Origin of the sequence: Arthrobacter globiformis (genome assembly GCF_030818015.1) — a bacterium.
Lineage (GTDB): Bacteria > Actinomycetota > Actinomycetes > Actinomycetales > Micrococcaceae > Arthrobacter > Arthrobacter globiformis_C.
This window is the reverse complement of the sequence record NZ_JAUSZX010000001.1, coordinates 3,217,516-3,238,551: the sequence shown is the minus strand read 5'-3', so window position 1 is coordinate 3,238,551 and position 21,036 is coordinate 3,217,516. Positions and strand designations below refer to the sequence as shown.

The following is a 21,036-nucleotide window of genomic DNA, read 5'->3' as shown; positions in this document are numbered from 1 at the left end:
AGGGGCGCGTCATAGACTTTTGATGACGCGGTTAGCTTCCAAGGAGTGGACACCCGCTTTCGCCCTTGACCGCGAATATATATGCTTTATTCACAGCCTGCTTTTCTAAAGCGCGTCCCGCAGCGCATGCGGGACCCACTGCACATACGTTGCACACACTGAATTGGAGTTTTGATGTCAGCACACATCGGTGTCACCGGCCTCGCGGTGATGGGCGCCAACCTGGCCCGCAACCTTGCCCGCAACGGCTTCACGGTTGCCCTGCACAACCGGTCGGTCGGAAAGACCGACGCCCTGCTCGAAAAGCACGGCCACGAGGGTGACTTCGTCCGGACCGAATCCCTTGAAGAACTGGTTAACTCCCTCGAAAAGCCGCGCCGCGTCCTGATCATGGTCAAGGCCGGCAAGCCGGTGGACTCCGTGATCGAGCAGCTGGAACCGCTGCTGGAGGCCGGCGACATCATCATCGACGCCGGCAACTCGCACTACGAGGACACTCGCCGCCGCGAAGCCGCGCTGGCCAAGAAGGACCTCCACTTTGTGGGCGTCGGCGTTTCCGGCGGTGAGGAAGGCGCCCTCAACGGCCCCTCCATCATGCCCGGCGGCTCCAAGGAATCGTACAAGGCCCTCGGCCCGCTGCTGGAGAAGATCTCCGCAAAGGTCGACGGCGAACCGTGCTGCGCCTGGGTCGGCACCGACGGTGCCGGCCACTTCGTCAAGATGGTCCACAACGGCATCGAGTACGCCGACATGCAGGTCATCGGCGAAGCCTTCGATCTCCTTCGTTCCGGCGCCGGCATCGAGCCCGCTGAGCAGTCCAAGATCTTCACCGACTGGAACAAGGGCGAGCTGTCCTCGTTCCTGATCGAAATCTCTGCCGAGGTCCTAGGCCACGTGGACGCCAAGACCGGCAAGCCGTTCGTCGATGTCGTCGTGGACGCCGCCGGCCAGAAGGGCACCGGCCGCTGGACGGTCATCTCCGCCCTCGAGCTGGGTTCACCGGTCTCCGGCATCGCCGAGTCCGTGTTTGCCCGGGCCCTGTCCTCCCAGTCCGAGCAGCGCAAGCTCGGCCAGGAACTGCTGGCCGGCGAGGAAGTCGCCGTCGAGGTTCCGGAAACCTTCGTCGAGGACGTCCGCCAGGCACTCTACGCCTCCAAGCTGGTCTCCTACGCCCAGGGTCTGGACATGCTGACCTCGGCCGCCAGGGAATACGGCTGGGACCTGAAGCTGGATGAGATCGCCTCCCTCTGGCGTGCGGGCTGCATCATCCGCGCCGAACTGCTCAAGGACATCACCAAGGCGTACGCTGCCGACGAGAAGCCGGCCAACCTGCTGTTTGCCCCGGCCTTCACCAAGGCCATCGCTGAGGCCCTTCCCGCCTGGCGCCGCGTCGTTGCGACCGCTGTCCAGCTCGGCATCCCGGTGCCCGTGTTTTCCTCGTCGCTGGCCTACTACGACGGCCTGCGCCGCGAGCGCGTCGCTGCTGCCCTGATCCAGGGTCAGCGCGACCTGTTCGGTGCCCACACCTACGGCCGGATCGACGCCGAGGGCACGTTCCACACCCTCTGGGGCGAGGACAAGTCTGAGGTTGAGGCAGTGGATACCCACTAGCTTCAACGCGACACCGGCACTCACACCACCGGTGACATTAAGCGCCGGCGCCTCCCGGATACTCTGGGAAGCGCCGGCCGTTGCCGTCTACCGGCGTTGCGATTTCTTTGCTTCCCGTCCCAAGGAGTGCCGCGCATGTCCCAGCCAGTCGCGTTTGTCACCGGTGCGTCCGCCGGCATCGGGTTCGAGTCCGCCAAAAAGCTCAGCCAGCGCGGGTTCACGGTGTATGCCGGGGCGCGGCGGGTGGACAAGATGGAGCCGCTGAAGGCATTCGGGGTGAATGTGCTGGGACTGGATGTCACGAATGAGGCATCCATGGAAGCGGCCGTGGGCACCATTCTGAAAGCCCACGGGCGGATCGATGTCCTGGTGAACAACGCCGGCTACGGCTCCTACGGTTCCCTGGAGGAAGTGGAGCTGGCCGAGGGCCGCAGGCAGTTCGAAGTCAACGTGTTTGGCCTGGCACGCATGACCCAGCTGGTGCTTCCCGCCATGCGTGCAGCGGCCCGCGGGAGGATCATCAACGTGTCCTCCATTGGAGGCAAGATGTATGAGCCCCTGGGCGCCTGGTACCACGCCACGAAGTTCGCCGTGGAGGGACTCAGCGACTCGCTGCGCCTGGAGCTCAAGCCCCACGGCATCAAGGTGTCCATTATCGAACCGGCCGGAACGCACACCGAGTGGGGCGGCATCTCCGGCGAGGGCTTGCTGGCAACCTCCGGCCATGGCCCGTACCGGGAGCAGGCCAAAGTCGTGGCCGCGGCGCTGGCTTCCACCTCAGGATCCGGCATGTCAACGCAGCCGGACGTCATCGCAGATGCCATCGTCCACGCCGCGACGTCAGACCGGCCGAAGACCCGCTATCCGGCCGGCAGGGGCGCCCGCGCCATCGTGACGCTGCGCCGACTCCTGCCGGACCGGATGTTCGACGTGGTTTTCTGGGCCATTTACCAGCGGCTGGGCCGCTAGATCCGGTATTCGATGTAATACTCAGCCGGGTCCACGGCTGGCTTGGTCTCCCGCTGGGCGTCGCGGTGCCGCCAGCTCGCCGGGATACCCGTGACGATGGACTCTGGTGGCGCATCCTTGACCACGACGGCGTTCGCCCCCACGGCGCTGTCATTGCCGATGACGATCGGACCCAGGATTTTCGCCCCGGCGCCGATCGTCACGCGGTCCCCGATGGTGGGGTGGCGCTTGACCTTGGCGAGGGAACGGCCGCCGAGCGTGACGCCATGGTAAATCATGACGTCCTCGCCGATCTCGGCCGTTTCGCCGATGACAACACCCATGCCGTGGTCGATGAAAAAGCGGCGTCCGATGGTGGCACCGGGATGGATCTCGATGCCGGTCAGGAATCGTGTGAGTTGCGAGATCAGCCGGGCCGGGAACCGCGTGGACGGGTTCTGCCACAGCTTGTGCGTCAGGCGGTGCGCCCAGATGGCGTGCAGCCCTGAGTACGCGAAAAAGTTCTCGAAAGAACCTCGAGCCGCCGGGTCGTGGGACCGGGCGGCGTCGAGGTCTTCCTTAAGTCTTGCGAAGAAACCCACAAAGATCTTTCTACAGGAAACGGAAAGCAGCTGGCTAAGGCCTAGCCGCGGATGTCGTCATAGAGCACGGTGGAGATGTAACGCTCACCGAAGTCGCAGACGACCGCCACGATCAGCTTGCCCGCGTTCTCTGGGCGCTTGGCCAGTTCGAGGGCGCCCCAAACGATGGCGCCGGAGGAGATGCCGCCCAGGATGCCTTCCTTGACGCCGAGCTCGCGGGCGACGGCTACGGAGTCCTCCAGGGTGGCGTCCAGGACCTCGTCGTAGACGTTGGTGTCCAGGAGTTCCGGGATGAAGTTGGCGCCGAGGCCCTGGATCTTGTGCGGGCCGGGTGCGCCCCCGTTGAGGATGGGGGAGTCCTTGGGTTCCACGGCAACGATCTGGATGTCGGGGTTGCGCTCCTTCAGAACCTGGCCGACACCCGTGATGGTGCCGCCGGTGCCGATGCCGGAGACAAAGATGTCAACCTTGCCGTCGGTGTCGGCCCAGACCTCCTCGGCGGTGGTCTTGCGGTGGATTTCCGGGTTGGCTTCGTTGGCGAACTGCTGGGCCCAGATGGAGTTCTCGGTGTTGGCCACGATTTCCTGGGCCTTTTCCACGGCACCGCGCATGCCTTCGGAACCCGGGGTCAGCACAATCTCGGCACCGAAGGCGCGGAGCATGACGCGGCGTTCGGTGGACATGGTTTCCGGCATGGTCAGGATGACCTTGTAGCCGCGGGCTGCGCCCACCATGGCCAGGGCGATGCCGGTGTTGCCGGAGGTGCCTTCGACGATGGTTCCGCCGGGCTTCAGCGCGCCGGATTGCTCTGCGGCGTCGATGATGGCGACGCCGATACGGTCCTTGACGCTGTTGGCCGGGTTGTAGAACTCAAGCTTGACCGCAACAGTGGCGCCCAGGCCTTCCGTGAGGCGGTTGAGCTTGACCAGCGGGGTGCCGCCCACCAGCTGTGTTACATCGTCGTAGATCCGTGCCATGTGTACTTGCGCCTATCTCTCAGGAGGGAATACTTTGGTCAGCCTAACGATGGGGTCAGCGCCCCTGCTAAGCATTAAGCCATGCAGAGTAATATTTCCGCGCCTTGGCCAGCTTCGGGTTAATAATGACCTGGCAATACCCCTGCTCCGGGAACTTGGCGTAGTAGTTCTGGTGAATGTTCTCCGCCGGATAGAACACAGGGAGCCGGCTGACCTCTGTCACAATCGGCCGGGACCACAGCGCCTGGTTCCGTTCGATCGCCTCCTCGAAGAGGATCTTCTCCTCGGTGGTCTCATAGAACATTGACGAGCGATACTGCGTGCCGACGTCGTACCCCTGGCGGTTGAGCGTGGTGGGGTCGTGCAGGACGAAGAACATGTCCAGGATGACCTCGGCCGGGATGACATCCTCATCGAATGTCACAGCAACCACCTCCGCGTGCCCAGTGGTGCCGGAGCAGACGGAGTAGTAGTCCGGGTCGCGGTCGTGGCCGCCGGTGTACCCCGAAACCACCGACGTGACGCCCTTTGTTTTCTGGTAGACGGCGTCCAGGCACCAGAAGCAACCCCCGCCAAGCACAAAAGTTTTCATGTCCTCTTCAATGGTTCGCACGCGCGGATGATTCCCCCAGCCCACCCTAGGGTCATATGCCGGTCGGAGGCCAGAGCCGACTATAGGGTAAAAATATGAGTATGGAACCTGTGAACAGTGACGTTGCAGCGGGACCGGAAGAAGTTCCCGACGCCGCCGAGTCACCCGCCGCTGCAACGCTGGGGCAGCTCATGCTGGCCGTGGAGGAGCTCTGGCCGGAGTCGCTTGCAGAGGCATGGGACGAGGTGGGGCTCGTGGCCGGCCATCCGTCAGCTGAAGTCACGCGCGTCATGTTCGCCGTGGATCCCACGCTTGAGGTCATTGACGAGGCCATCGAATGGGGCGCGGAACTGCTCATCACCCATCACCCGCTGCTGCTCAAGGGTGTCACCTCGGTTGCCGCCAACACGCCCAAGGGCCGGGCGGTCCACCGTCTGATCGAGTCCGGCACGGCACTGCTGACGGTCCACACCAACGGAGACTCAGCGGTGGGCGGCGTTTCCGACGTCCTTGCCGACGCCCTGGGCCTGGAGAACGTATCGCCACTGACTCCGGCAGCCGACGGTCTTCCGGAGGAAGGCATCGGGCGCGTAGGGGACCTCAACGAGTCAATGACGCTGGGCGATTTCGCCGCGCGGGTTTTCGGCATCCTCCCCTCGGTGGCCGGCGGCGTGCGCGTGTCCGGGGACAAGGACGGGCTGGTGCACCGGGTTGCCGTGTGCGGCGGGGCCGGTGATTCCCTCTTCAACGAGGTCAGGGCCAGCAACGCGGACCTGTACATCACCGCCGACCTGCGCCACCACCCGGCCTCTGAAGCCAGGGAGGCGGCCGTGAACGGCCGCCCCTACCTTATCGATGTCTCGCACTTCGCCAGCGAATGGCTGTGGCTCCCCGCCGCCGCCGAGGCGCTGGGCAATGTGCTCGCAGACCAGGGCCTCGACGTCGAAATCAAGGTCAGCACCACCAACAGCGACCCGTGGGACTTCATACTGACTCCCGGCGGCGACTAGAGTCTAGAAAACCCCCACAGGGGTGCCGGCCAAGGGCCGGGTGGATCAAGCGGAGGTAAAACGTGGCCAAGGCAGCACCGGCGGAACAATTGAAGTTGCTCGAGCTCCAGGGCCTGGATGCACGGCTGAAGTCACTGTCCAACCGCCGCCGCAGCCTTGAAGCCGATCCCCGGATCACGGATCTCGAAGCCGCCCTTAGCGTTGCCAACGCGGAACTGGGCGCCGCGAAACTCGCCGTCCACGACGCCGAAGCCGAACTGAAGCGGGCCGAGGCAGATGTGGAGCAGGTGGCAACCCGGATCGAACGGGACGAGGCCAGGCTCAACAGCGGCACCGGTCTCTCCAAGGATCTCGTTGCACTGCAGAAGGACATCGCCTCGCTCAACAAGCGCCGTTCAGACCTGGAGGACGTCGAACTGGAGATCCTGGAGCGGCTGGATGTCCTGCGCGAACGGCAGGCGGCCCAGCAGAGCATCGTGGACGACATCCAGGGTTCGTTCGGCGTGATCCGGGCAGAGCTGGACGCCGGCCTCGCCGAGGTTGCCGCGGAGGAGAGCGAGGTGGCCAGCAGGCGGACGGGTTTCGCCGCAGGGCTGGACGCCGGAATGCTTGCGGTTTACGAGAAGACGCTGGCCCGGCGCGGCGTGGGCGCGGCACGGCTCTTCCACGGAACGTCGGAAGGGTCGGGCATGAAGCTGAGCCCCGGCGACCTGGCCGAGATCAAGGCCGCCCCCGAGGACGACATCGTATTCTGCCCGGACTCCGGCTGCATCCTGGTGCGCTCCGCGGAATGGGTCTGACGCAGATACAGCGGCGGTACCGCAGGCCTAGCCCGGCAGGATGATGTTGAGGGCGTGGGCCTTGCGCGCCGTGCCCGGAACGAGTTCGGCCTGCCACTTCTCGGCTGCCGCCTTCCGCAGCTGCTCCGGCGTCGCCGGGGCCTTGCCCCGCCGCGTCAGCAGGTGCCGGGCCAGCTCGCCCCGGGTGTGCTTGGCAAAGTGGCTGACAACCTTGCGTGCGCCGTTCACCTCAGTGAAGACGTTGACCGCCACGGTGTCCGCCGGCGGGGGAGTCCAGGCCGCTGCGTAGGTGCTGGACCGGCAATCGACCAGGAGCTGGCCACCGGCAATTTCGCCAAGGGCGTCGGTCAGCTGCGGTTTCCAGAATGAGGCAAGGCGTCCGACGTCGGGCAGTGCCGTTGACATGGACAGCCGGTAGGCGGGCACTGAGTCGGCGAACCGGATGGCGCCCCAAAGTGCGGAGATGACCAGCACCGATTCATCCGCCCGACGCCGCTGCGCCGCCGTCATCGACTTGTAGCCGAGGGCGTCGTACAGCACGCCGGAGTACACCTGGTGCGCCGGCGCCGCCGGTTCGGCGTGGAGCCGGGTGTTGCGTTCGACGTCGTCCTTGAGCGAGGCTCCGACGCCCAGCAGGGCGAGGGCGTCCCCATGTGCGCTGACTGTCCCCAGCGCGTCGAGTACCTTTGCCCGGTAGGTATTCAGCACAGGGAAACTCAAGGAAGCCCAGTCCATGGCGTCTCCACGGACGGCCGGAGTCTTGCCTTCGGATGGGGGGAGCAGAATCAGCACCGTACGATCTTACCGGCCGGGGGTGGGGTCAGTTGGGGGGCGTGAGCTCAGCCCAGGGAACGGCCCAGGAAGTCCAGCACGTCCGGCAGGATGGACCGCCAGTACAAGGCGTCGTGTCCGCCCGGCTGAAAGCCGCCCTCCACCCGGCCGGGAAGTCCCGAACGGTACTGGCGCACTGTAGCAGCCAGATCATCCTCACTGCCGCAGTCGATCCTTTTGGGAATCGCTGCAAGCCTCGGCCGGAGCGCAAAAACGTTATTCGCCTCGAAATCAGCCGGCCCGTCGAAAGCGCCGTGCATGCCCTCTTCATAACTGGACCAAACCGCCGGGCTCATGGCCGCAACGGCGCGAAGTCCGGACACCCGGCCCCGCGACGCCATGAGGAGGGCGCCGAACCCGCCCATCGACGTGCCGAAGACGCCGACCTTTCCGAGGTCGAGCCCCTGATCGCCCAGGAACGGCAGGAACTCCTCTACGAGCATCGCCTGCGTGTCGCTGCCATCGGCGCGGGCATGCCACCAGGAGTCGCCGCCGTCCACGGCGGCAACCGCAAAGGGCGGGCCGCCGTCATCCAGGTGGCGCTGCAGGGCCCGGTCCGCCGCGAGGTCGCCCAACAGAACCTCACTGCTGCCGCCCAGCCCGTGCAGGAAGACAGCCACCGGCAGCAACTGGCGGGCTTGCTCCGGGAGAGGCACGGCCAGGGCCCAGTGCGTCGTGACCGACGGACGGAAGCGAGAAACAAATGCGCCTGTTCGGGTCGACACCGTGGAAGGCGGCGATGGGGGAGCCGGCGGGATGGCCGCCGTCGTTGTTCCCGGCGAAGTAGGTGTTCCGGCCGAACCGGGCGGGGAGCTGGTTGTGGTGGGGCCGGGAACCGGCGCAGGCGGCGCCGTGCAGGCTGCGGCCGCGGCCAGTCCCGCAGCGATTCCCGCCAGCTGCAGCATGCGTCGCCGCGGAAAGGACGACTGGTCCATTTCCCGATCTTAGCCCCCGGAACCGGCGCGTGTCCGGGCCCGCGGGAAAGCCCGTAAACTGGACTGCGGATGGGTTGACCAGGCGGCCGCGCGCCACGCAAGTGGCTCGAGGAACGTCCGGGCTCCACAGGGCAGGGTGGTGGGTAACGCCCACTCGGGGTAACCCGCAGGCCAGTGCCACAGAAAACAGACCGCCTGCGTCGCGCCGATTTGAAAGCGGCACGAAGCAGGTAAGGGTGAAACGGCGGTGTAAGAGACCACCAGCTTCCCGGGTGACCGGGAAGGCTAGGTAAACCCCACCCGGAGCAAGGCCAGACAGGACACGTTTGAGGGCTGCCCGCCCGAGTGTCCGGGTAGGCCGCTGGAGGGCGCCGGCAACGGCGCTCGTAGATGGATGGCCGCTACTCCCGCGCCGGCAACAGCGCGGGAGCACAGAACCCGGCGTATCGGTCAACCCATCCACTTTCTTGACCGGGCAACAGGCATCACACCCGGTGTGAGTGATTTCACGGGCTCCGGGGCAAGAGAAGCGCCCGGGCCCACCTAGAATGGATGGTGAACGTAGAAGTTCTTCCGCCGGATCTGCGTTCGCAGCCGGCGGTTTTTCTTTGCACGGTCGACGGCATCCGGGGTGGACCGAACCCCGCCGGTGCCAGCTTGCCCTGGATAACTTCCAGTGGCCGCCATCCGGTTTACGAGGACGTAGCCGGTTGAACCAAGGAAGGTAGTTCTGTGAGCCAGACGTCAGATTCTTGTCTTGATACGTGGATGGGCCGGGAGGCTCTCGCCGAGGCCATGATCCCGGTGATCGGCCGGCTGTACCGTGAAAACAACGTGGTCACCTCCATCCACGGACGCAGCCTGATCAACAAGTCCACGATGAACATCCTGAAGGCGCACCGCTTCGCGCGCCGGATGAGCAAGGATGAGCTGCTCCTGGAGGAGACGGCGCCGCTGCTGAACACGCTGGCACGGCTGGACCTGGGCGCCGCTGCCATCGACATCGCCCGCCTGAACCAGAAGTTCAAGTCCGACGGCGGCGACCTGACTTTGGAGGAATTCCTCCGTGCCGAGCTCGCCGGGATTGTGGGCAAGCGCGGCGCCGACGACCGCACCAGCACCGACGTCGTGCTCTACGGCTTCGGCCGGATCGGCCGGCTCCTGGCCCGCCTCCTGATCGAAAAGGCGGGCGGCGGCCACGGCCTGCGCCTGCGCGCCATCGTGGTCCGGCGCGGCTCCGACAACGACCTGACCAAGCGCGCAAGCCTGCTGCGCCGCGACTCCGTGCACGGTTCCTTCGAGGGGACCATCAGGGTGGACACCGACGCCAACACGATTACGGCCAATGGCGTCCAGATCCAGGTCATCTACTCGGATAACCCGGCCACCATCGACTACACCGCCTACGGCATCAAGGACGCCCTCGTGGTGGACAACACCGGCCGCTGGCGCGACGCCGAGGGCCTCGGCCAGCACCTGCTGAGCAAGGGCGTGGCCCGTGTCCTGCTGACCGCGCCGGGCAAGGGTGAGCTGAAGAACATCGTCCACGGCATCAACCACCGCGACATCACCGATGCGGACCGGATCGTGACGGCAGCCTCCTGCACCACCAACGCCATCACCCCGGTCCTGAAAGCCCTCAACGACAAGTACGGCGTGATCCACGGCCACGTCGAGACGGTCCACTCGTTCACCAACGACCAGAACCTGATCGACAACTTCCACAAGGGCGACCGCCGCGGACGCTCCGCTGCGCTGAACATGGTGATCACCGAGACCGGTGCCGCCAAGGCCGTAGCCAAGGCGCTGCCCGAACTGCAGGGCAAGCTCACCGGCAGCTCAATCCGCGTCCCCACCCCGGACGTGTCCCTGGCCGTCCTGAACCTCAACCTGGAAAACGGCACCACCAAGGACGAGGTCAACAACTACCTGCGGGAGATGTCGCTGCACTCGGAGCTGCGCAAACAGATCGACTACATCGACTCACCCGAGGTTGTCTCCACCGACTTCGTCGGCTCCCGCCGTGCAGGGATCGTTGACGGCCTCGCCACCATCGCCAACGACAAGAACCTGGTCGTCTACGTCTGGTACGACAACGAGTTCGGCTACAGCTGCCAGGTGGTCCGCGTCATGGAGGAAATGGCCGGAGTCAACCCGCCGACCTTCCCGGCCAAGGACTCCGACAAGGACGCCGCCCCGGTTCTGGCCGTGGCAGCCTCGGTCTAACAGAAGCGTTCCGTCAGCCCCGCCGGCACACCTGTGCCGGCGGGGCTGACCCGTTCCCGGGAACTTCCCGGGCAATTCTCTGGAATCAGCCGGGAAACGGGCACAAACTTGTGTCATGGAACAGAACCCGACACTCCAGCATGAGACAACCCTGGAACATGCCCTCGATGTTGCAAAGGCCAACCAGAAAGAAGCCCAAAGGCTTCTGGACCAGGCACGCACCTCGCATGCGGCAGGGGAAATCGGCGATGACAGGGTGGCCCAGCTGGAGCGGCTGCTTGAACTCGCCAACACCGATCTTCATCGGGTCATGCGCGAGCAGTAGGCCACCCGCCCTCCACAGGGCACCTGTCCTCCACACTGTGGATACCCGCACCGCGACGGGTGAATTCGCCTAGGCTCCTGGATGTGTACCCACATCCTGACCCGGATTCCCGGCGCCCCGAGGCGAGCCTGTGAGTGTCAGCTGGGCCGGCTACCGGCGCGCCCGCCGCCGCTCCCGGCAGGCCTGGGCGGTGCTCGGTGTCGCCGCGGTATCGGTAGTTGCCGCCACGGTGTGGTTTTTTACGGCCGGCCAGTTCAGCGCCGCCGAGCCTGCTGTGTCCGGCCCCAGCGAGGCGCCGGTGTTCGATGCCGGCTGGATGAAGCCCGTGACACCCCCGTACCCGGTGCCGCTGGGCAGCGCTGCCGCTGCACTGGAAGCCTTGGCCGTGAAGGGCAGGGCATCCGGCAGCGACTACGACCGGTCCGCCTTCGGCCAGGCCTGGCAGGACGCCGACCACAACGGCTGCGACACCCGCAACGACGTCCTGCGCCGTGACCTTCACGACGTTGAGTTCACCAAGGGATCGAAGTGCAAGGTTGCCGCCGGCACCATGCATGAGCCGTACGTCGGGCTGGTGGTCAGGTTCGTCCGCGGCGCAAATTCCAGTAAGGACGTGCAGATCGACCACGTCGTCGCGCTGGGCGACGCCTGGCAGAAGGGGGCCCAGCAGCTGACGCCGCAGCAGCGGCAGAACCTTGCCAATGATCCGCTCAACCTCATTGCCGCGGACGGTGACGCCAACCAGGAGAAAAGCGCGTCGGACGCCGCCACATGGCTGCCGAAGAACAAGGCACTTCGGTGCCACTATGTGGCGCGGCAGATTTCGGTGAAGGCAGCGTACGGCCTCTGGGTCACCCGGCCGGAGAAGGACGCCATGGCCCGCGTGCTGGATTCATGCCCGAAGCAGCAGACGGTGGTGCCCCGGTAGGGGCCCAGCGGCAGAAACAGCGCCGGTATCAGTGACCGAACGGGTCAGGGTCCACGCCCGGCATCCAGGTCAGGCCCGGGACGCCCCAGCCGCTCTTCTTGGCCTGCTTCATCGCCTTGCGGGCATACCTGTCGATGAGGCGGTTGACGTACAGCTTGCCGTCCAGATGGTCGTACTCGTGCTGGATGATGCGGGCAAACCACCCGGTCGCTTCGAAATCCACCGGCTTTCCGTGCCCGTCAAAGCCCTGCACCCGTACCCATTCGGCGCGCTTGAGCGGATACTGCTCCCCGGGGAAGGAGAGGCAGCCCTCCACTTCCTCGTCCGGATCCGGCAGCGCCCCGGACACCTTGGAGAGGGTCAGCACAGGATTCACCACGGCGCCGGCCGGGGGGGCGCCGTCCTCGTTCTCGAACTTGTAAACAAAGATCCGCTTGCCCACGCCGATCTGCGGCGCGGCCAGTCCGACGCCGTTCGCCTTGTCATTTGTTTCGAACATGTCGGCAATCAGCTGGCGAAGCCCGTCGTCGAACTCCTCCACTTCAGCAGCCCGGCGGTGCAGCACCGGCTCACCCCAGATGGTGATGGGCAGAACAGTCATGTCAGGGGATTCCTTCGGCGCCTTGCCGGGGGGAGCCGGCTGGGGGTGAAAACCAACAAAGGCCGCACCGGGTAACCGGTACGGCCTTTGTTGCTGGCCGGCAATAAAACTGCCGTCCTCGGTGCGGGTGAGCGACGGGGGTTGAACCCGCGACCTCCTGGACCACAACCAGGCGCTCTGCCAACTGAGCTACGCCCACCATGTGCCCTGCAGACGGTCCGGTTTCCCGGCCTTCCGAAAAGGCAACGACAAATAGTTTACCTGCTGTTGGGGGGTGCTTTTGCCACTTTTGGCTCTTTCCGCAAAATTTTCCTCAAACGTGGCGCAGATTACTTTCCCGGCTGCTGCGCTGCGGGCGGCAGAACGCTTTCCGAGGCCTGCTGGTCGACGGCGGAGGGCGACGACGAGATGCGCTGGGAGATCTTCTGGGACGTGGCGCTGTCCGGTCCGGGCGCCGGCACAAAGACGGCTTCCCGGTAGTACCGCAGTTCGTCGATGGAATCCTTGATGTCCCCGAGTGCGCGGTGGCCGCCGAGCTTCGCCGGCGCCTGGAAGTAGGCGCGTGCATACCAGCGCCGGGCCAGTTCCTTGATGGTGCTGACATCGATGATGCGGTAGTGCAGGTGCTCCACCACCGAGGGCATGTCCCTGGCGAGGAAGACCCGGTCCGTTCCCACCGAGTTGCCGGCGAGGGGCGCCTTGCGGGGGTCGGGAACCCACTTGCGGATGTAGTCCAACACCAGGGCCTCTGCCTCGGCCATTGTTTTGCCGGCCGGAAGCTCGTTCAGCAGACCTGACCGGGTGTGCATGTCCCGGACGAAGTCGTTCATCTGCGCGAGCGCGGCGTCGTCCGGCTTGATCACCACGTCCACCCCATCGCCGAGGATGTTCAGTTCGGAGTCGGTCACCAGGGCCGCGACCTCGATCAGGGCGTCATTGACGCTGTCGAGGCCGGTCATTTCGCAGTCGATCCAGACGATGCGTTCGTTAGTAATAGGCACCCGTTCAGCCTACCGTTTAGCCGCGTGCAAGCCTTGGAGAGGCGCTCCGGTGCTAATATTTCGGGTACGTGGCAACGCCTTATTGCGGCGGACGCGTCCCCGGCGCCGCCCAATTGGCTGGCCGCTCAGCTTGGCTGCAGATGGGGCAGCACGCCCAAAAGAGATATGCCTAAAGAGATAGGCGCAGAAGAGATTGGACGATCCTGAGATGACGGCGCCTGTGCCTGCGATAGGGGAAACGTCCACCGGCACTTCCACGGACCCGGCCCGGCCGGAAGTGGACAACCCACGCTCGCCGATCCTCTCCGGCTTCATCGGTTCCATGTTCCTGCTCGTCGGTTCTTTCGGCGTCGGCTGGCTGGCGCCCGTCTCGGAGCTGCGGCGGATGCCGCTGTTCATCTGGATGCGCACCGAGGCGTTCGGCGTCGGGCTCTCCATTGTGCTGCTTGCGGTGGGCGGCATGCTGCTGGTCCGGGCGTGGCTCAGGCTTGGCCAGCACATCCACGTGTGGGGCCGGGAGGCCCGCAAGGCCACCCTGCAGGCCATCGTCGCGTGGGGCCTTCCCATGATGTTCACCGTCCCGCTGTTCAGCCGGGACGTCTACGCGTACATCGGTCAGGGCCGGCTGATGGTGGAGGGCTTCAACCCGTACGAGAACGGCATTTCGGCCCTGTCCAACTACTTCCAGCTGGGCGCGGACAAGATGTGGACCGAGGCCCCGGTTCCCTACGGCCAGGTGTTTTTGTGGATCGAGCAGTTCGTGGTCTGGTCCACCAATGTCCACCCGGAAGCCAGCATCATGCTGTTCCGCCTGGCCGCTGTGGCGGGTGTGGTGCTCTGCATCGTCTACGTCCCCAGGCTTGCCGAGCTGCACGGGGTCAATCCGCACCGTGCCCTTTGGCTGACGGCGGCGAATCCGCTCTTCCTGACCAATTTCATCGCCAGCGTCCACAACGATTCGCTCATGATCGGGCTCGCCCTCGCCGGCCTGTACTACTGTGCCACGCGGCGGGTCATTTTCGGCATTGTCCTCGTCACGGCCTCCATCGCGGTGAAACCGATCACCGTGGTGTTCCTTCCGTTCATCGGCCTGCTTTGGGCCGGCAAGGGGGCCAGCTGGCCCCGGAAGTTTGTGTTCTGGGGCCTGACGGCCGGAATCAGCCTTGCCCTGCTCTACCTGATGAGCTTGGTGAACGGCTTTGGGTTTGGGTGGATCAACGGCCTATCGGCGCCCGGCAGCGTCTGGATCTGGTACGCCCCCGTGGGGCTGCTCGGCCTGGTGGTCGCGTCCATCGCCAACGCGTTCAGCCTGGACGGCTGGGGGCTGGCCAAATGGGTTTACGACGCCGGCAAGCTCCTCGCCGTGGGCATCGTCGCCTGGCAGATTTTCCGGGGCGAACACGACCGCCTCATGCGCCGCCTGACGCTCGCCTTCGCGGCTGTTGTGGTGCTGTCGCCCATGATCCAGTCCTGGTATGTGGTGTGGCTGATCCCGCTGTTCGCCGTCACGGGCATCCGTGACGACTGGCAGGTCAAGGCCCTGTACTTCATCGTTTCCTTCTTCATGGTCTATGCCATCTCGGACCAGCTGGAGGTCTTCCCCTACCTGCAGACCGACGATCTGGGTCTTGCCCTCGCGCTGGCCCGCAATGCAGCCGCCATCATCGCCCTGCTGTTTGCGCTGTACCTGATCTTCCTGGACCGCAGCACCAAGCTGCTTTTCAGCAAGGCGGACCAGCCCGTGACGGTACGCCCAATCATCTGACCTAAAGGTTTTTCAGGGCTTCCCTGCGCGAGAGCGGGCTGAGCGACGGGCCGTTCCGTGTCACGAACTCCAGGACCCATTCGGGATCGGTTTTGGCGTACTCACGCAACGCCCACCCGATGGCCTTGCGGATAAAGAATTCCTTGTCGGCCATGTTCGCCTCGATGACGGCAGTGAGCAGGCCGGTGTCCGTCTGGATTTTGGCTCCCAGCTGGGCCGTAATCGACGCCCGCCGGATCCAGAGGTCGGGATCGACGCTCCACTGGAGCAGTACGCGGGTTAGTTCCTCCCGGTGGGCCTTGAGCAGTGCGCCGATCCGATGGGCCACCCCGTCCACATAGTCCCAGGATGAGCCCGTTCGGATGATCTCCTCATACACCGGAAGCATCCGCGGGTCTCCGGCCACGCTCCGCAGCCCGGTCAGGTCAATCGCCGCGTAGCGTTCCTCGCGGTAGCGGGCTTCACGCCACAGGACAAGCACCGTTGACCGCAAATCGTCGGCGGTTACAAAGGGCTGCGCAGCGGCCACGGCCTTGGCTATCCTGCGCACCTCCGGCACGGGGACGCCCAGGGATGGCGTTGCGGACTTCATGTAGGCCTGCGCGGCGGCGCCGCGGATAGGGTCTGCCGCCGCCCGCAGTTCTGAGCGAATCAACGCCAGCACCGCTTCATTTGCCATGCTGCCGCGTCATCCCACCTGCAGCCGTACAACGGCGCGGCCGGGAACAGCGGCACTGACCACCTCAAACCCGGCGGCCAGGAACAGCCCGAGCGTGCCCTGGTAGAGATCCGGTGGCCCGGCCTTCGGCCGTTGCCCGGGATCCACCGGATACCCCTCCACAGCGGCGGCACCATTGGCGCGCGCGTGGTCGACGGCGGCAGCGAGCAGGGCTGCGGCCACACCGCTGCGCCGGTGGCCGGGAGCAACGACGAAACAGCTCACCGACCACACGCTCCCAGCGCCGCTGCCGTCGTCGGTGACTGCCGCGCCGGCCGCCTTGAACACCTGGGAACGGAGGATGCGCGGGTAGCACTGCCGCGGCTCCACTGCACACCAGCCGACGGCGGAACCGCCGCGGTATGCCAGGACACCCGGTGCCGGCCCGCCGCCGTCGAACTTGTCTTTCAGCTGTGCCTTGCGGTCAGCGGGCGGGGTGGCAGCAAAGCTGGCACCCGGCAGGGCAAAGAACCGGCACCAGCAGCGTGAGGGCTCACCGCGGACGCCGAACAGTTGCTCGACGGCGGGCCACTTAGCGGCCGCTGTGGTGATGCCGCCTCTTGCCTCCTGTGCAGGGTCTGTCATGGCCGCCTTCCCTTGCTGCCGGGGACTGTCTAGCTGCGAGACTGTCTTCCTGAAGCTATGAAGCCGGTTTGCCGGCCAGCTCGGTGCTCCGGCGGAGCGTTACTTCGCCTGCAACCGCGACGGTGGCGGCGACCGCTTGGCCGGAACCCGTGCCGGGCACTGCCAGCCTGCCGATCTCCTCCAGGGGCAGGCGGACAGTGGACAGGGCCGGCCGGAAGTCGCGCAGGGTTTCGATGTCGTCAAACCCGGCGATGGCGGCGTCCCGGGGGATCCGCAGCCCCCTGGAACGCAGCGCGGCGGTGGCCCCGATCGCCATGACGTCGTTGACGGCGAAGATACAGAGCCGGGGCCGTCCGGCGTCAGGACCGGCACCGCCGCTGCCGCCGTGCGCGCCGATGCGGGCTGCGAGCTCCAGGCCCGCCTCGTAACCGCCCGTGCGGTCGAATCCGGTGTGCAGGACGTCCGCCGGCGGCAGCCCGACGTCCGCCAGGCCTCGCTGGAAGCCGCGAACCCGGTCGTCGGAGGTCAGGAGCCCCTCCGGCCCGGCAATGATCACGAACTCCCCGGCATGTGAGGCGGCCAGTTCCCGGGCGAGTGCGGCAGCGAGATCCTCGTTGGGAACCTCAACCACGTGGTAGCCCGCGTCGGATTCTGCGCCCACCACGGCGTGACCCACCACGCCCACCCGGCCGCCGTTGCGGCAGTAGCGGTCAAGCTCGGCGGCCAGTTCGGCGTTGCCCTGCCTGTCGGCCGTCCGCGCAGACCGCGACCCTGCGATCACTATCGAGTCCGCCCGGCGCGCGGCAAAGGCTGCCACGGCCGCGCGCTCGTCGGCGGGGCTGCCCGCCGTGGTGGCCAGCAGCACCATCTTGTTCTGGTGCCGGGCGGCGGTCTGGACGCCGCGGGCGATGGCCGAGAAGTAGGGGTCGGCAATGTCGTGCACGATGAGTCCGATGAGGCCGGAGCTCGACTTGGCGAGGCCCTGAGCCTGGGCGTTGGGGATGTAGCCCAGGGAGTCCGCCGCCTTCCGGACACGCTCTGTAATGTCGGGTCCGGGGGTCCTGGCCGAACCGTTCAGGACACGGCTGGCGGTGGCAGGGGAGACTCCGGCCAGGCGGGCTACTTCGGTCAGCGTGCTTGCAGCCACAGGCGCAACTCCTCTTCAACAGGCCCCAGCCTCGGGAAACTCGGCTGATGCTCACATTATCGCAGTTGGAGAAAAGTTAGGAAAGCGCTTGCCAGATTGGTCGCGCTTCTGCACTATAGAAGTAGTGGGAATGCGCTTTCCCGGTTTCCACCACGACTGAATGTTTCCACCACGACTGAATGAGGACTCATGGGCTTCGAAACAAAGACGATCCGTATCGCCATGAACGGCATTACCGGCCGGATGGGCTACCGCCAGCACCTGCTGCGCTCCATCCTCCCGATCCGCGACGCCGGCGGCTTCACCCTGCAGGGCGGCACCAAGGTCCAGGTCGAGCCGATCCTCGTCGGTCGCAATGAAGCGAAGATCCGCGAGCTGGCTGAACTTCACAAAGTATCGGAATGGACCACCGACCTCGACGCTGTGATCAACGACCCCACTGTCGACGTCGTCTTCGACGCCTCCATGACCAGCCTGCGGGCCGCAACCCTGAAGAAGGCCATGCGCGCCGGCAAGCACATCTTCACCGAGAAGCCGACGGCGGAAACCCTCGAGGAGGCCATCGAGCTGGCCCGCATCGGCAAGGAAGCCGGGGTCACCGCCGGAGTCGTGCACGACAAGCTGTACCTCCCCGGCCTGGTCAAGCTGCGCCGCCTTGTGGATGAAGGGTTCTTCGGCCGGATCCTGTCCATCCGCGGCGAATTCGGCTACTGGGTTTTCGAGGGCGACGTGCAGGCGGCCCAGCGCCCGTCCTGGAACTACCGCAAGGAAGACGGCGGCGGAATGACCACGGACATGTTCTGCCACTGGAACTATGTCCTGGAAGGCATCATCGGCAAGGTCAAGAGCGTCAATGCCAAGACCGCCACCCACATCCCCACCCGGTGGGACGAGGCCGGAACCGAATACAAGGCAACGGCAGACGACGCCTCCTACGGCATCTTCGAGCTAGAAACGCCTGGCGGAGACGAGGTCATCGGCCAGATCAACTCCTCCTGGGCCGTCCGCGTCTACCGTGACGAGCTGGTCGAGTTCCAGGTTGACGGCACGCACGGATCCGCAGTTGCAGGCCTGAACAAGTGCGTCGCCCAGCAGCGGGCCCACACCCCCAAGCCTGTCTGGAACCCCGATCTTCCGGTCACCGAATCGTTCCGCAGCCAGTGGCAGGAAGTCCCGGCCAACGCCGAGCTGGACAACGGCTTCAAGCTTCAGTGGGAAGAGTTCCTGCGCGACGTCGTCGCCGGCCGCGAACACCGCTTCGGGCTGCTCTCGGCCGCCCGCGGCGTGCAGCTCGCCGAACTCGGCCTGCAGTCCAGCGATGAACGCCGCACCATCGACATCCCGGAGATCACGCTCTGATGACTTCACTGATCCTTCCCACATCCGACGGCGGAACCCGGGAGTACCGCCTCCGTTCCGCCACCGCCTGGGCCAAACCGACGGCGCCGCTGACATCCCGCCGGGCATACGCGGCCGCCCACGTCATCCCCGAGGTCACCGCGGACAACACCCCCGGCGCCCCGGCCCGGCTCGACTGGGAGGCCACCCTGGCCTACCGGCACGAGCTGTGGTCCTACGGGCTGGGCGTCGCCGACGCGATGGACACCGCCCAGCGCGGCATGGGCCTGGACTGGGCTGCTACCCAGCAGCTGATCAAGCGCACCGGCGCGGAGGCGGCCTCCGTGGTCTCCGCCGGCGGAACGGCCACGGCCGGCATGACAGTCCGGGACCTCGTGTCCTGCGGCGCCGGCACCGACCAGCTGGACCTCGCCACACTGCCGTCCGGCGAAGCCGGCCTGCAGGCTGTCCTCGCCGCCTACCGCGAGCAGGTCGCCGTCGTCAGCGAAGCCGGACCCAAGGTGATCCTCATGGCCTCCAGGGCACTGGCCCAGGTGGCGGCCGGTCCCGAGGACTACCTGAAGGTCTACTCCACGCTGCTCCAGGAGGCCGACCAGCCGGTCATTCTGCACTGGCTCGGCACCATGTTCGATCCCGCACTGGCCGGCTACTGGGGCTCGGACAGCGTCTCCGTCGCCACCGAGACGTTCCTGTCCCTCATCCGCGAGAACGCGGACAAGGTGGACGGAGTCAAGGTCTCCCTCCTGGACGCCTCGCATGAAATCGCGCTGCGGGCAGCGCTTCCCCTGGGCGTCCGCCTCTACACCGGCGACGACTTCAACTACCCGGAACTGATCGACGGCGACGGCACCCTCCACTCGGACGCCCTGCTGGGAATCTTCGCGGCAATCTATCCGGCCGCGTCCGCGGCGCTGCAGAGCTACGACGCCGGCGATGCCGCCAAAGCGCGTGCCATCCTGGACGCCACCCGGGAACTGGGCAAGCACATCTTCAGCGCCCCCACGTTCTACTACAAGACAGGGATCGCCTTCCTGTCCTGGCTCAACGGCAAGCAGCCGGGATTCCAGATGGTTGGCGGGCTGCACTCGGGCCGTTCCGTGGTGCACCTTGCGAAGACCTTCGAACTGGCCGACGAAGCCGGGTTGCTGAAGGACCCCGCCCTCGCAGCGTTCCGGATGTCCGATTTCCTTCGCATCAATGGAGTGGGAGTATGACCTTCAATTCAGAACGGTCCCCTTTTTCACGGCTTTCCCTCAACAGCGCTACCACCAAGAAGTGGACCCTAGCCGAGGCCGTTGACGGCTGCGCCCGTGCAGGCATCCCCGCCATCGGGCCGTGGCGGGACATCGTGGCCGAGGCCGGGCTCGACAGGGCAGCCAAGCTGATCAAGGACGCCGGACTTCGGGTTTCCTCGCTGTGCCGCGGCGGGTTCCTCACGGCTCCGGACGCCGACGGGCAGGCGGCAGCGCTCGCCGACAACCGGGCCGCGATCCTCGAGGCCGTTGCGCTGGATACACAGGAATTGTTCCTCGTGGTCGGGGGCCTGGCGCCGGGGGAGAAGGACGTCGTGGCTGCCCGCGAGCGCGTGGCTGACCGTCTCGAAGACCTTGTCCCGTTTGCCGTCGAGCACGGCGTCCGGCTGGTGCTGGAACCCCTGCACCCGATGTACGCTGCCGACCGCGCGCTCATCTCCACCCTGGGGCAGGCACTGGAGCTGGCGGCGCCGTACGACGCCCGGGCGGTGGGGGTTGCCGTCGACACCTTCCACGTCTGGTGGGACCCGGAGCTGAAAGCCCAGATTGAACGCGCCGGCAGGGAGAACCGGATCGCCTCCTACCAGGTGTGCGACTTCAACCTGCCGATCGCGGCGGACGCACTGCTCTCCCGCGGCATGATGGGCGACGGCGTGATTGACTTCGCCACGATCAGCACCTGGGTCCGGGATGCGGGCTACACCGGCGACATCGAAGTGGAGATCTTCAACCAGGAGATCTGGGACGCCGACGGCAACGACGTCCTGGCGAGGATGAAGGACCGCTACGCGGAGCTCGTGCAGCCCTTCGCCTGAGCCCGCA

Annotated in this window: 22 protein-coding genes, 1 tRNA gene and 1 other RNA gene; 13 read left to right on the top strand and 11 right to left on the bottom strand. The window is 65.9% G+C overall.

Going from position 1 to position 21,036, the window contains the following annotated elements; genetic code table 11:
* Window positions 1-174: 174 nt before the first annotated feature.
* Together gndA and QFZ23_RS15160 are read left to right on the top strand one after the other, a co-directional pair.
* Window positions 175-1,611: an NADP-dependent phosphogluconate dehydrogenase gene (gene gndA / locus QFZ23_RS15165; protein ID WP_306924132.1), complete on the top strand. Its 1,437-nt coding sequence runs from the start codon at window positions 175-177 to the stop codon at window positions 1,609-1,611.
* Between the two features lie 135 nt (window positions 1,612-1,746).
* On the top strand, window positions 1,747-2,580 hold the full coding sequence (locus QFZ23_RS15160; RefSeq protein ID WP_306924130.1) for an oxidoreductase: 834 nt from the start codon (window positions 1,747-1,749) through the stop codon (window positions 2,578-2,580).
* Here QFZ23_RS15160 and epsC read toward each other — a convergent pair.
* From epsC to msrA, 3 genes are all read right to left on the bottom strand, one after another.
* Window positions 2,577-3,161: a serine O-acetyltransferase EpsC gene (gene epsC, locus QFZ23_RS15155; RefSeq protein WP_306924128.1), complete on the bottom strand. Its 585-nt coding sequence runs from the start codon at window positions 3,159-3,161 to the stop codon at window positions 2,577-2,579. The genes QFZ23_RS15160 and epsC overlap by 4 nt on opposite strands.
* A 41-nt stretch (window positions 3,162-3,202) precedes the next feature.
* A complete protein-coding gene (cysK, locus tag QFZ23_RS15150; protein ID WP_306924127.1) occupies window positions 3,203-4,138 on the bottom strand; it encodes a cysteine synthase A in 936 nt (311 codons plus the stop codon).
* A 67-nt stretch (window positions 4,139-4,205) separates the two neighbouring features.
* A complete protein-coding gene (gene msrA, locus QFZ23_RS15145) occupies window positions 4,206-4,730 on the bottom strand; it encodes a peptide-methionine (S)-S-oxide reductase MsrA (RefSeq protein ID WP_306926875.1) in 525 nt (174 codons plus the stop codon).
* 101 nt (window positions 4,731-4,831) lie between these two features.
* On the opposite strand from msrA, the gene QFZ23_RS15140 reads away from it, so the two are divergent.
* Both QFZ23_RS15140 and QFZ23_RS15135 read left to right on the top strand, forming a co-directional pair.
* Entirely contained in the window at window positions 4,832-5,740 is a 909-nt protein-coding gene (locus QFZ23_RS15140) for a Nif3-like dinuclear metal center hexameric protein (protein ID WP_306926873.1), read from the top strand.
* A 62-nt stretch (window positions 5,741-5,802) separates the two neighbouring features.
* The gene (locus tag QFZ23_RS15135; protein ID WP_306924125.1) at window positions 5,803-6,540 is read left to right on the top strand and encodes a zinc ribbon domain-containing protein; all 738 of its coding nucleotides are present in this window, start codon (window positions 5,803-5,805) and stop codon (window positions 6,538-6,540) included.
* Window positions 6,541-6,567: 27 nt separating this feature from the next.
* On the opposite strand, the gene QFZ23_RS15130 is transcribed toward QFZ23_RS15135, so the two are convergent.
* Entirely contained in the window at window positions 6,568-7,332 is a 765-nt protein-coding gene (locus tag QFZ23_RS15130; protein ID WP_306924123.1) for a YaaA family protein, read from the bottom strand.
* A gap of 47 nt (window positions 7,333-7,379) precedes the next feature.
* Window positions 7,380-8,096: an alpha/beta hydrolase gene (locus QFZ23_RS15125; protein WP_306924121.1), complete on the bottom strand. Its 717-nt coding sequence runs from the start codon at window positions 8,094-8,096 to the stop codon at window positions 7,380-7,382.
* Between the two features lies 1 nt (window position 8,097).
* Between QFZ23_RS15125 and QFZ23_RS15120 the strand changes: the two genes are divergently transcribed.
* From QFZ23_RS15120 to QFZ23_RS15100, 5 genes are all read left to right on the top strand, one after another.
* Window positions 8,098-8,319: a hypothetical protein gene (locus tag QFZ23_RS15120; protein ID WP_306924119.1), complete on the top strand. Its 222-nt coding sequence runs from the start codon at window positions 8,098-8,100 to the stop codon at window positions 8,317-8,319.
* 57 nt (window positions 8,320-8,376) lie between these two features.
* Window positions 8,377-8,768, top strand: an RNA gene (gene rnpB / locus QFZ23_RS15115) — RNase P RNA component class A.
* A gap of 270 nt (window positions 8,769-9,038) precedes the next feature.
* Window positions 9,039-10,532, top strand: coding sequence for a glyceraldehyde-3-phosphate dehydrogenase (locus QFZ23_RS15110; protein WP_306924117.1), 1,494 nt, complete (start codon window positions 9,039-9,041; stop codon window positions 10,530-10,532).
* Between the two features lie 115 nt (window positions 10,533-10,647).
* On the top strand, window positions 10,648-10,857 hold the full coding sequence (locus tag QFZ23_RS15105; RefSeq protein WP_306924115.1) for a hypothetical protein: 210 nt from the start codon (window positions 10,648-10,650) through the stop codon (window positions 10,855-10,857).
* A gap of 130 nt (window positions 10,858-10,987) precedes the next feature.
* Window positions 10,988-11,785 carry an HNH endonuclease family protein gene (locus QFZ23_RS15100; protein WP_306924113.1) on the top strand — a complete coding sequence of 266 codons (798 nt, stop codon included), beginning with the start codon at window positions 10,988-10,990 and terminating at the stop codon, window positions 11,783-11,785.
* Window positions 11,786-11,813: 28 nt separating this feature from the next.
* On the opposite strand, the gene def is transcribed toward QFZ23_RS15100, so the two are convergent.
* The 3 genes from def to orn form a co-directional block, all read right to left on the bottom strand.
* Window positions 11,814-12,386, bottom strand: a complete 573-nt coding sequence (gene def, locus QFZ23_RS15095) for a peptide deformylase (RefSeq protein WP_306924111.1) — start codon at window positions 12,384-12,386, stop codon at window positions 11,814-11,816.
* 126 nt (window positions 12,387-12,512) lie between these two features.
* Window positions 12,513-12,585, bottom strand: a tRNA-His gene (locus tag QFZ23_RS15090).
* A gap of 130 nt (window positions 12,586-12,715) precedes the next feature.
* On the bottom strand, window positions 12,716-13,387 hold the full coding sequence (orn, locus tag QFZ23_RS15085; RefSeq protein WP_306924109.1) for an oligoribonuclease: 672 nt from the start codon (window positions 13,385-13,387) through the stop codon (window positions 12,716-12,718).
* Between the two features lie 208 nt (window positions 13,388-13,595).
* Here orn and mptB point away from each other — a divergent pair, with 208 nt between their 5' ends.
* On the top strand, window positions 13,596-15,152 hold the full coding sequence (gene mptB, locus QFZ23_RS15080) for a polyprenol phosphomannose-dependent alpha 1,6 mannosyltransferase MptB (protein ID WP_306924108.1): 1,557 nt from the start codon (window positions 13,596-13,598) through the stop codon (window positions 15,150-15,152).
* Window position 15,153: 1 nt separating this feature from the next.
* On the opposite strand, the gene QFZ23_RS15075 is transcribed toward mptB, so the two are convergent.
* The 3 genes from QFZ23_RS15075 to QFZ23_RS15065 are packed head-to-tail and all read right to left on the bottom strand — an operon-like array spanning window position 15,154 to window position 17,602.
* Complete coding sequence (locus tag QFZ23_RS15075) at window positions 15,154-15,831, bottom strand: DNA alkylation repair protein (protein ID WP_306924106.1); 678 nt, start codon at window positions 15,829-15,831, stop codon at window positions 15,154-15,156.
* A 9-nt stretch (window positions 15,832-15,840) separates the two neighbouring features.
* A complete protein-coding gene (locus tag QFZ23_RS15070; protein WP_306924105.1) occupies window positions 15,841-16,455 on the bottom strand; it encodes a GNAT family N-acetyltransferase in 615 nt (204 codons plus the stop codon).
* Between the two features lie 55 nt (window positions 16,456-16,510).
* Entirely contained in the window at window positions 16,511-17,602 is a 1,092-nt protein-coding gene (locus tag QFZ23_RS15065) for a LacI family DNA-binding transcriptional regulator (RefSeq protein ID WP_306924103.1), read from the bottom strand.
* A 189-nt stretch (window positions 17,603-17,791) separates the two neighbouring features.
* On the opposite strand from QFZ23_RS15065, the gene QFZ23_RS15060 reads away from it, so the two are divergent.
* Genes QFZ23_RS15060 through QFZ23_RS15050 form a run of 3 tightly spaced genes read left to right on the top strand, consistent with a single transcriptional unit; the run spans window position 17,792 to window position 21,029 of the window.
* Window positions 17,792-18,961, top strand: coding sequence for a Gfo/Idh/MocA family protein (locus tag QFZ23_RS15060; protein ID WP_306924101.1), 1,170 nt, complete (start codon window positions 17,792-17,794; stop codon window positions 18,959-18,961).
* Window positions 18,961-20,175: a dihydrodipicolinate synthase family protein gene (locus tag QFZ23_RS15055; protein ID WP_306924099.1), complete on the top strand. Its 1,215-nt coding sequence runs from the start codon at window positions 18,961-18,963 to the stop codon at window positions 20,173-20,175. The genes QFZ23_RS15060 and QFZ23_RS15055 overlap by 1 nt, the downstream gene beginning before the upstream one ends.
* The gene (locus QFZ23_RS15050; RefSeq protein WP_306924097.1) at window positions 20,172-21,029 is read left to right on the top strand and encodes a sugar phosphate isomerase/epimerase family protein; all 858 of its coding nucleotides are present in this window, start codon (window positions 20,172-20,174) and stop codon (window positions 21,027-21,029) included. Before QFZ23_RS15055 ends, QFZ23_RS15050 begins: the two co-directional genes overlap by 4 nt.
* The last annotated feature ends 7 nt before the right edge of the window (window positions 21,030-21,036 follow it).